8 protein-coding genes are annotated in these 10,628 nt (G+C 50.4%); 5 read left to right on the top strand and 3 right to left on the bottom strand.

Features of this window, described 5'->3' with window-relative positions; genetic code table 11:
• The first annotated feature begins 337 nt into the window (after window positions 1-337).
• Window positions 338-652 (top strand): helix-turn-helix transcriptional regulator, encoded by a 315-nt coding sequence (locus RR842_RS08790; RefSeq protein ID WP_332729504.1) that lies wholly within the window; start codon window positions 338-340, stop codon window positions 650-652.
• On the top strand, window positions 652-2,025 hold the full coding sequence (locus RR842_RS08785; protein ID WP_332729503.1) for an ImmA/IrrE family metallo-endopeptidase: 1,374 nt from the start codon (window positions 652-654) through the stop codon (window positions 2,023-2,025). The genes RR842_RS08790 and RR842_RS08785 overlap by 1 nt, the downstream gene beginning before the upstream one ends.
• Window positions 2,026-2,327: 302 nt before the next feature.
• On the opposite strand, the gene RR842_RS08780 is transcribed toward RR842_RS08785, so the two are convergent.
• Window positions 2,328-2,696, bottom strand: a complete 369-nt coding sequence (locus tag RR842_RS08780; RefSeq protein ID WP_332729502.1) for a YraN family protein — start codon at window positions 2,694-2,696, stop codon at window positions 2,328-2,330.
• A gap of 369 nt (window positions 2,697-3,065) precedes the next feature.
• On the opposite strand from RR842_RS08780, the gene RR842_RS08775 reads away from it, so the two are divergent.
• The 3 genes from RR842_RS08775 to istA are packed head-to-tail and all read left to right on the top strand — an operon-like array spanning window position 3,066 to window position 8,407.
• The gene (locus tag RR842_RS08775; RefSeq protein WP_332729501.1) at window positions 3,066-3,551 is read left to right on the top strand and encodes a hypothetical protein; all 486 of its coding nucleotides are present in this window, start codon (window positions 3,066-3,068) and stop codon (window positions 3,549-3,551) included.
• A gap of 18 nt (window positions 3,552-3,569) precedes the next feature.
• Window positions 3,570-4,880 (top strand): hypothetical protein, encoded by a 1,311-nt coding sequence (locus RR842_RS08770; RefSeq protein ID WP_332729499.1) that lies wholly within the window; start codon window positions 3,570-3,572, stop codon window positions 4,878-4,880.
• On the top strand, window positions 4,877-8,407 hold the full coding sequence (gene istA, locus RR842_RS08765; RefSeq protein ID WP_332729498.1) for an IS21 family transposase: 3,531 nt from the start codon (window positions 4,877-4,879) through the stop codon (window positions 8,405-8,407). The genes RR842_RS08770 and istA overlap by 4 nt, the downstream gene beginning before the upstream one ends.
• A gap of 22 nt (window positions 8,408-8,429) precedes the next feature.
• Here the strand turns inward: istA and RR842_RS08760 are convergent, their stop codons facing one another.
• Together RR842_RS08760 and RR842_RS08755 are read right to left on the bottom strand one after the other, a co-directional pair.
• A complete protein-coding gene (locus RR842_RS08760; protein ID WP_332729497.1) occupies window positions 8,430-9,869 on the bottom strand; it encodes a hypothetical protein in 1,440 nt (479 codons plus the stop codon).
• 348 nt (window positions 9,870-10,217) lie between these two features.
• Window positions 10,218-10,397, bottom strand: a complete 180-nt coding sequence (locus RR842_RS08755; protein ID WP_332729495.1) for a hypothetical protein — start codon at window positions 10,395-10,397, stop codon at window positions 10,218-10,220.
• Window positions 10,398-10,628 lie beyond the last annotated feature (231 nt).

Genomic DNA, 10,628 nt, shown 5'->3' with positions numbered 1-10,628 from the left:
CATAGGTATTCGAAAAACTATACAAAATGGCACTAAAGCACTATTGAAGCGACTGATAACAGGTTGAAAACTCAGAAATCGTCTGCAGATAAGACTGCCAAAAAGAAAAGACTGGCGGAGATTGATGGAGCGACGCTAGATATGGAGTTGGGCATAACAGAGGATCTGCCCAAGTTCGTAGGAGTTGACAGACTGAGCGCTTCGCCGACGGCCTTTCAAAAGGCTTTCAAAACACTTAAGTAGTTGAAATGCGTTTCGTCTGATTATCCGACACTATGTGTTGATTATTCCGTACAGAGTGCTAGAGTGTGGGTACGGAAAAAGAAGGGATGCAGCTATGACAAAGTTAAATGAAAGGGTTCGACAGGCCAGAACAGAACTGCACCTATCGCAGGATTACGTTGCTCGTTTCTTAGGTATAGGGCGCTCCGCTGTTGCAGAAATAGAATCAAACAAGAGAAAAATCTCTGCAGAAGAGCTTGGAAAACTGAGCGATTTGTTCCTTATCCCAGCTGACGAGTTGTTAAATGGAAAAAAGATTGATATGCCGGCTCAGGTTTTTGCACGCAGCTTCGAATCGCTTGGAGAAAGTGATCAGCAGGAAATTCTGAACCTCATGAAGTTCAAGCAAGCAATGAAGGAAAGGCAGTAATGGCCTTGCCTGATTACGCGGCTTTAGCGCAAAAGGGTATGCCCGCAGAGGAACTTGCAAATATGTTTCTGCGGGCATATTTTTCTGATAGCGAGCCTGTGTTTCCGATAAACCCATTCCAGGTTCTTGCAGACGAGGGCATTGCATTCAGCTTTAGGCATTTTGATAAATACGAGGGAGCCTATATCCCCGCGGCTTCCCCTGATGATGTTCCTGTTGTTGGTATTAATATTGGCAGGCCGATAACTAGGCAGCGCTACACAGCTGCTCATGAGTTATGCCATCACATTAAAGACTCTGGACATGATCCTTTTGCATGCAAAATAAACGGCCAATCAAGTATTGAGCGATATGCAGAAAGCTTTGCTTCAGAATTACTTATGCCTACCAACGAACTAGAACGACAGGTATCGTACTATCTGCAGAACGGTACTGTTGCGTTTGATGATACGCTCCGTATCGCAAACTATTTTGGCGTAAGTTTTCAGGCATGCCTCTATAAACTTGCCTACAAGCTGCATGTTATCGAAGGTGACACGTCTGCAAATTCATTAAGACACCGCTGCACTACATTCAAGCCCGACAAGCAGCGAGAGCATCTTGGGTTAACGCACTTGAAACTATATGACCAACTTTTCGATGCAGCTGAGGCGTGCTTCAAGGTTTCTATGAATCCCCGGATGTGTCAAAGGTTCAAAACAGAATTTATCTTCCATGATAGCAGGATGGAAGGGATAGATATTGATTCTGAAACAGCTGCTGAAATTGTTGTTGACCTTCGCCTATACGGAAACGACAGTGAATTTTGCAGTGAAGAAAATGGCGATATTATCGAGGTTGCTGGCTTAACTATTGCTTATGATTTTGTGTTCGATAAAAGCGAAAGCAACTCTGAAAATATTAATATCTATGATGTCAAGCATATCAATAAACTGTTATTTTCTACTGCCCCTTGTCCAGAGTATGGTGGCATGTTTAGGCAAAGCAATACGTTGGTGCTTGGTGCTAAATTTGAGACGATTGACTACGGCGATATCCAACGTGAAATGCACTTTTTGGACAAAGACATCAATACTCTTCTCGTTGACGCAGGGAGTCTTGCCCAATCTGATTACATCAAGCGGGTATTGGATATTCATCATCGCCTGACGGTCATTCATGCCTTCAGAGACGGTAATGGCAGGACGACAAGAGCTTTTACCAATCTGTTGTTAATGAGGAAAGGGATAGCACCAGTACTCTTTCGGCCTGATATGAAAGACAACTATAAGGCCGCTTTATCATATGCTGACCAGATGGGGGATCGCTCAAAGCTGTATGAGGCATACTATAAGGCAATCATCGAATCTGTATCAGAGCTAACAGTCATTTAAATGTGTTCTCAAGTACTCAAGTGACATTTTGCATTGCAAAGTTGATGGGTGCAGGGTGGATTTCACCCTGCCGAGGGGATTCGGGGGCGAGTAGCCCCCGAAATTATCTGCGCTAGACTGTGCGCTCTTCGGAAATCACGGGGACATTATGTCCCCGTAAATGCGCGCGCATCTATCATGACCCGACGTCCCTTTTGTCGGGCTCACCATCAAGCAGACAAAAGCCGTGCTGGAAGCATTGAGCTTCAGCAAGGTTGCCGCCAGAGCCCCGTCGCGAGTTACGACGGGGCTGGGGAATGCGGCTAGCTGAGGTCTTCGCCAGCCACCGAGGTTGCGTTCATGTGGTGTCGGATGAGGGCGCGGCTGTCGCTCAGGATCAACATCGACACAATGTCGAACCTGACCCGACCTTCGGGGATATCGGGATGTTCGGCCAAATAGGCTGCGGCCACCTTCTCGAACGACTTGCGGCTCGAATCCTCTTCGGGCAGGCCCTTTCCTGTGTTCTCACGAATCCTGGCAGCCACGAACACCAGCTCATCGTCATCGCGGACAACGAAGTCAATCTTATCCTTGCCGTGCGCCCAACCGCGTTCTGTGATGTACATGCCGCGTCGCTCTAGGTATCGTTCGATGCCGTTCATTGCCTTGTCGTTGCTGATTGCTTCCATGGTAATGACCTCCTGTTACCGTTGGCTTGCCCCCTGTGGGCGAACCTTGTGGCTCGCTGACCATCGGGGTTCCGGTGCGGTGCAAGGGGAAAAGCAAAACGCAGAGCGCTTGAGTTTTTGGCCAATGCTATCCAAAGCCTGACAAAAAGTTTTTGTGGCCCTTGACATCGTATCCGGGTTTCCGATGAGCATGCAGAGTTCAAGGAGATGTCCAGAAGGGGCTGCACGTGACGGTGGTCGGTCCGGAAGCTCTCGACAAGGGATGTTCGGGAGCCGAGTATGTAGGCGTTTTGGCGGACGTCATCGGAAGCTTTTGCTACGGTGGTTGTAAAATCTGCTCGTCAAATGAGATGGGAGGTTGGTTTCGCCATGCGCATAGGGTACGTGGGGCGCGGGAATGCGCCCAGGGCGGCGTCGTTGGAGTCGGGACGCTGTGACAGTGTGCAGGCTACATCCCTTTCAGCCCTCATGGCTATGGTGGGTCCAGGTGATGTGGTGGTGGTGCGCAACCTTGCCGTGCTCGGTTCAACCGCAGCGTCGTCTGCCAAGGCTGTCGTACAGATTGGCAATGCCGGTGCTGAGCTTGTTGCGCTAGATGAGGGCATCGATACCGAATTGGATGGAGTCTCTTTGTTCGCTCATGCTGCGGCGTTCGCGGCGGTGAATCCGGCAAAGGGGCGCAAGGCTCAGGGGCCTAAGGATAAGGGTGGCCGTCCGAAGGCCGATACCACGGCGCTTGAGCGTGCGGCCCAGATGCGGGCCCAGGGTTCGACGGTTGAAGAGGCGTGCGGTGTATGCGGGGTAAAGCGCAGCACGCTTTACCGCTTCATGAAGGAGGCAGCCGCTGACACTTAGATAGTCGGGGGCGATGGCATGTATGCTCCCGAAGCCGCGGACAATCACAACGTCGTTATACAGAGCGCCAAGGGGACACGCAGGACGTGTGCGCTACCTATTTGTGAGCATTTTAGCGATCGTCTTGATGATGCGCGCTCGATTACGCGTCATCACGTTTATGCGGAATACGTTGATGCCTGTAAAGTTGCAAATGAGCGCGCCTACTCTTTTTCGAGCTTCTGTACCATTCTCAATGGCTGGAGACGTCAGAGTATAGGGGAAAGCTCACCTGAATGGTTTCCTGGTGAGTACATGCGGACCTATTGGGCTATGCAAGAGATGAAGTCTTTACCGCGTGGAAGCATTAGGTTGTTTGTGGCTCAGATGGCTTTTTCTGATGCTACGTTTGTTTGTCGTGCGGAATCCGGCACACCGGATTCTTGGATGCGTTGTTGTGAGCGCGCTTTTCGCTGGATGGGAGGTGTGCCGCATGTGACCGACTGCACCATGATTGGTGCGTCTATGTCAAATGCCGGAGTTTCGGTTCATGCCACGCTTGAAGCGTTCGCTGAATACCATAAGACGGTGTTGTTTGGTGCGCGACCGAAAACCGCTAAGACCGCCCTCAAACATGCCAAACCACGTGATGTTCGAAATTCTTCTTACGTTCTTAGACAAGTTAGGCGCGCTCTACGCGAGTGTGCGCCGACATCGTTTGAAGAGGTTGATGTCATTATCGAGCGGCAGGTGGCATTTTTGAACGCTACGGCTTTTTCCGACCATCCCGCACGTTCAAGGGTGCTTGCTGAACGCGAGATTATTCAGATGATTTCTTTACCGAAAAAGCCTTATGGATTCGATGTTTGGCTCGAACGTTCGGTAGGAACAGACCACCATTTCGTCTATCGTGGTGTCAGGTATTCTGTCCCGTGGCGACTCGCTTTCGAGACTGTTCGCGTCCAAGTTACTTCGGATAAAGTGCGCGCCTTCTTTGGTGGTGATCTTGTAGCTTCGCATGCTGTTAAAGATGCGTCTGCACCGGGCCGAAATGTCGTTACCGACCCAGAGCATCGTCCTGCTGCTCATCGTTGGTACGCTGCACGCATCGACCGCGCCTTTTTTGCCGAAGCACGAGTTTTGGGCCCCGATGTTGTTCGTGCGATGAGGCTGCTTTTGCGTTCGTGCCGTCGGGATGGTAGGGGTCTTGCTGACTGTAAGGCCCTACTTGTCCTTGCGCAACAATCCTCGGTTGTGTCGCTTGATGAGGCGTGCAGAAAGGTGTTAAACGCCAGTGAATCGTTTAGCCTTGAGATAGTAAAAGAGGCCATGGGGGTGGTGGACTCGTGACAGAGGATTACCCTTACCGAGAAATTATCGAAATGTGTTCGACTGGTATGACTCAGTCGAAGGTGGCGTTTTTGTGCGGATGTGGGGCTCAGAAGGTCGCTTCGGTAACACAGCGTGCGCACCAGCTCGGTATCGGTTGGCCAGTACCTCCTGAACTCACTGAAGCCGAGCTCGCACACCTTGTTGATCCGCACGAGAACGCGAGGCGCTATCAGCCGGACTTTCCCCGCATTATCGCGGATGCTGGCTGCAGGGCCGATATGGCACATGTTGATAAGTTGTATGGGGCGTATCTGGTCCATGCCGAGGAAGACGGAGGCGAGCCCTATGCGCGCGTCACGTTTGAACGAAAGGTTCGCGCATGGGCTTCAGATGCTCATCCAAAGCTTTCGATGCGCGTAAACTGGCATCGCGCGGAATGTTGTCAGCTTGACTGGGCGGCTCGTAGTATTCCTGTTCACGGCTCCGACGGGAGCTCGACCCCTGCTTTTCTGTTCCTAGCGACCTTGCCATACTCTGATTATACTTTCGTACGCGCGAGCTTGGATATGGGCATGCAAAGTTGGCTCGAGCATAATGTGGCTGCCTTCGAGTTTTTTGGCGGCGTTCCGCTATTTGACATTATCGACAACCTGCGCGTAGGAGTCACCTTTTGTCGTCAGGGAAAGAAAGTAAACGAGCGCTATCGGGACTTAGCAGATCATTACGGCACTATTGTGCTCCCCGCTAAATCATACAGTCCGACATGGAAAGGGGCTGTTGAGTGTCACGTAAAGATTATGGGTAACGGTATTGTTTCAACGCTCGAGAAAATGGAGTTCTCTTCAATAGCTCAGCTCAATAATGCAATAGGCGAACTGGTAGAGTTGTACAACGACCGACCAATGAGAAGTGCAGGCGGGCGCAGTCGTCGTCAAATTTTTCTAGCTGAAGAAAAAGCAGAGCTCCAGCCGCTCCCGAAGGAGCCTTTTGAGCCTGTTACATGGAAGAAAGTTTGCGCAATGGGGGATGCAGTTGTTCAGGTGCGAGGGAATTATTACGGAGTGCCCGAGAACTTTGCATCGTGTAAGCTGATTGCGCGAATAGGTACAAATGATATCGATGTATATACGCGCGATAAGCGTCAATGCGTGGCTCATCATAGGCGCAGAACCGACGGGCTCGAGACATTCGAGGGACTGGCAGGAGGCTGTCCTGATCGCTTTCTTCCGCTTGACGAATGGGCGCAGGCTCACGGGCGCACCAAAGTGATAGAGCAATGGGATGTTGCCCGCAACGGAAGTCTCAAGCCGCATGACGTGGTTTGCAGATCCCAGAAGCGCGTATGGTGGTTGTGCCCGGATTGTGGCTTTTCATGGTGTGAGGCACCTGCGCGCCGCACCGGACGATCGTTTGACGACTGCTTGGCCTGTGCTGATGTGGAACTTGTCTCAGGCAAAAATGACCTTGCGACGACGCACCCCGAGCTCGCCGCCGAGTGGTCGAAACGCAATCCGCTTCCCGCGAGTCACGTGTTTGCCGACTTCCATCAGATGTTTTGGTGGGAGGGTCAGTGTGGGCACGTTTGGCGCGCACCCGTCTCGAAGCGTGCGGAGAGTGCTTATGGGAGGCTTTGTCCGTACTGCTCGGGGCAAAAAGGTCTTGCGGGATTCAATGACGTGGCGACGCTCGCGCCCGAGCTCGCACGCCTTTGGCATCCATCGAAGAATCGCGGCATGCCCCCTGAGAGCACGGCTGTCAACTCACATCGTGAGGTTTATCTTTGGAACGGTGTTTTGTCCCGCATATGGAGGCAGTCGCCTTACCAATGGATGAGGGAAAATGGATTTGCAGAGGTCATGGAGCCTTTCGAGTCTCTGGTGAGAGATGCGCGAGAGCGGGATAGGGAACCTAATTCGGGAGGCAGCTCATCCTTTTCAGGTGGAAAGACTGTTGTTAAATGGACACGATTTCTGCAGTCATCGAACCTTCTTGTCTCGTTTGAGGAGTACTGTAAAAGCTTTGGGCATGAGGACCTGCTTGCCGAATGGGATTTCAGGCGCAATAGTGATCTTGGTCCCGGGGACGTTACACGCGCAACCACAGAGCGGGTTTGGTGGAAGGGATCTGAATGCGGACACTCGTGGAAGGAATCTGTACGCAGTCGCGTGTTTCGTGGTGCAGGATGTGTTTACTGTAATCGTACACGTGTGTTGCCGGGGTACAATTCGGTCGAGTGCCTAGATGCGGCACTTCCGGCAAAGTGGCATCCGACGAAAAACGGTGATCTCACGCCCGAGTCGGTATCAGATCGTACGGCGAAAAGGCTGTGGTGGCTGTGTCCACGTTGCGGTTACGAGTGGCAGGAAAGTCTGCGTCTCACTTCTTCAAACTCGCGCAAGTGCCCGAACTGTAGCCATGAGAAGCGCTACGGGTTTAAGGTAGCAAAGCACAATGTTCTTGCCGCAAAGCGTCCTGATATTGCATCACAGTGGCACGCATATCTGAATGCGCCGATGACACTTGAGGAAGCATTGACCGGATCATCGAAGCCAGTGTGGTGGCGTGGAAAATGTGGGCATGTGTGGAGAGAATCAATCTCGCAGCGAACCGCACGCATTGATGCGTCGTGCCCATACTGCGCTAATCGCAAATTGCTTTCCGGATTGAATGACTTGGGAACTCTTAGGCCTGACTTAGCATCAGAGCTGCATCCGATGCTCAACGAGGGGCTCGACCCTGGGTGTGTTCGGGTCAATTCGACGGCGCTGGTATGGTGGCTTGGGAAATGCGGGCACGAGTGGCAAGCCAGGCCAGCAGAACGGACCGCGGGAGCTGGATGTCCGTACTGCTCGAACCATCGTGTACTTACCGGTTTCAATGACCTTGTCCATACCCATCCTGAGCTTTCTGCTCAGTGGGACACTGATCTCAACGGAGACTTCGGCCCGGGCGACGTAACTGCTGGTAGTGCGCATCGAGTTTGGTGGAGGTGTGAGCTCGGGCATACGTGGCAGATTGGAGTGGTTAACCGTACACAGAGCGATGCCGGTTGCCCTGTATGCGGGATGCGTCAGGTGCTCAAGGGTTTCAACGACCTTAAAACGACCCATTCGAAGATCGCCCGGCAGCTGCATCCGACAAAAAACAACGGCCTCAAGGCGACCGAGATTATGGCGAACAGCTGCAAAGCCGTGTGGTGGCGTTGCGAGCTCGGTCACGAATGGAAGATTCCGGTCGTCAATCGGACTAAGATATCTGGCCATGATCCCGGTTGTCCTTACTGTCATAACCGAAAAGTTTGGTCTGGATTCAATGATCTGGCAACGCTGGAGCCGCTGATTGCCCAGCTGTGGCATCCGCATCTGAATAAGGGTGTGACGCCGCGTGACGTGGTTGCAGGCGCAAAACGAGAGGTGTGGTGGAAGGGTCTCAACTGTGGGCACACGTACAAGATGCCTGTCTACCAAAGAGTAGCCGCAAGTCGGTCATATTGCCCCTACTGCTCCGGCCGCAAGAAGCCCGAGCGTGAGATTAAAGGAATTTAGCGGATGCGGCTCGTGATGCATGCTATTCAGATGTGGGCCCAGTTGTATTGTTGGCGTGAAACGTGCTTGCTGCCTTTTTGGGAGTAGCATCGATTATTATCGCTTCTGGATGAGAGGCGTGCTTTTCCTCATCAGCCTTAATGGCTGTTTTGATTTTTTCAAGACGCCTCGGATGATCGCCTAAGTCTACGTAAACGTAAACTAGATGACTGGTATTTTCGGCCTTGCCGTATTCCTGAATCTGTTCTTGGTATCCGTGTAGATATTGGCTATTACTTGAAAGTTTGACCTCGACAACGGTTTTGTCATTACCTCTGCTGAGTTTGAAATCTACAGGACCGCGGCCCGCATCTGGCTCTGAGCTAAAATCGAGGTTATTAACTTGGACGTAATGCTTTCCCGCAAGGGAAATTGCAAGCTGTACGCATTTCTCCCTTTTGGCTGACGGAGCTTCTCGAATAAAATCCCATCCGCGATGGTTTTCAACCCAATCCTGGAAGATGGCAATTACGTCAAGAGCCCCTTGAAGGCTATTAATATCATTTCTTTCCGCATCGCACTTCAGCGAACCCCTCAATTCCTTTAGGATACGTTTTGCGAAATAATCGACGTTAGATGAGGGATTGAATGGCGCAACGCATTCTTCCCTGTAGTTGTCGATAACCCTTTGGCATCGATCGGGTTGCATGAAGACATGCTCTCTGATGTAGTTTTTCTTTGCTGCTGAGGCCCACTTGCTCCATTCTTCGCATATTTCTTCGTTGATTTCTCTGCGTATTGCGGCATTCTCGGAAGCAACATGCTCAATATCCTCCCAGCATCTGGCAATTGGTAATTCATGGAGAATATCTACTGGCAAAAGAAGTATGCATGTCTTTTTGAACGGGTTATTAATAAGACCTTCTGAATTGAATGATAAACCTGGCCTAGTTAAATGGTTTATACCTAAATCCTCAAGGATCCTTCGGGTGTAAGCTTCGATATCGGGCTGTATGATTGTTGCAATCATGTCGCTCAATCTGTCGGGGCCGATATTTTCTTCAAACAAACCAACCAAATGAAAAATTTCAGGTTGTTTTGACCCGCTCTTGATAATTTCAAAGGCATCTTGCAATACTTTGTCAGAAAGAGTCTTTCCAAATCCCGCACCGTATTCAGATTCGGCAAAGCCTAAGTTGATTCCGTTCACTTCCGAAAATACAAACTTTTTGCGAGCTTCGCGATACATTTTGTCCATCGCCTTGGGGCCTTGGGATGAACTTAAGATCGTTGCGATATCGCTAAAAAACATATTGAGGTGCGCATATGCATCCTGAAACTCAGGCACTAAAGTAGCTTTAAGTCTTACAACATTGATAAAGAAGTTGCTATCTTTGTCGAGCAAAGAATCGAATACGCCAAGCGAGTCGAGCTCGTCATCGAGTTCTAGGAAGTCTGAAACAAAAATACCGTCGGTGTGCATAATTTCTCAATTCTCAAGGCGTCTATTCATTGGAAGTGCCAGGTTCTTTGCTCTGCAAGTACTGCTGAAACGACTTTATGGTGAAAAATGGACCATAGGAGCAATATTTTAATCCATTATTTCTTTCATAATCACACGAAGCCTTGCTAGACTCGAGACAAGGCGTTGTCGCCAAGGAACATGTTATGGCAGCGAAATTCCATTGGGGTTGTCTTCACGAGATATGCCTGGAAGTCGGGTTTTCGGTATTCATGCCATAGATGGGGGTTGGTGCCACGTATCGTTCAGAAAGCGCCCATTTGGGGACAGGTAGATAATTGTCATGTGCAAGTTTATGAGCGGTCGCCGCTAAGAGACAGAGCCAATACGCAGCGTCCCCCCCCTCCAATCTGGTTCTTTGCTGATTAAGAGAATCTTTTCACCTGAATGAGAAAAATCATCTAGGAACTGGTCATAGAGAAGATCTGGATCTTCATCGGCTGCCCGTTCCGCTAACTCGGTCAGCGAAAGGTGGTCCCTTTCTTCCATTGCAAGGAAAGCCTCAGTGGATTTTCTTACAACTTCGGAAAACGTCATGTCATGACGATATGCATATTGCTCAATCGCATTTTTCTCAGTCTCGGAGAAACGTATTGCGCATGGCTTTGTTTTAATAGCGTGTCCCTTCAGTGGGTGATACGTAGTGTATTACATTTATGGAAAAGTCTATAGCACTATGAGTCATGGTCGAGTTGCTATAGCAATGGTGCTCGAACGGTA

Origin of the sequence: Gordonibacter sp. (assembly GCF_036667095.1) — a bacterium.
Classification (GTDB): domain Bacteria; phylum Actinomycetota; class Coriobacteriia; order Coriobacteriales; family Eggerthellaceae; genus Gordonibacter.
Note: the sequence above shows the minus strand (reverse complement) of the source record. Positions and strands in the feature narration are given on the sequence as shown.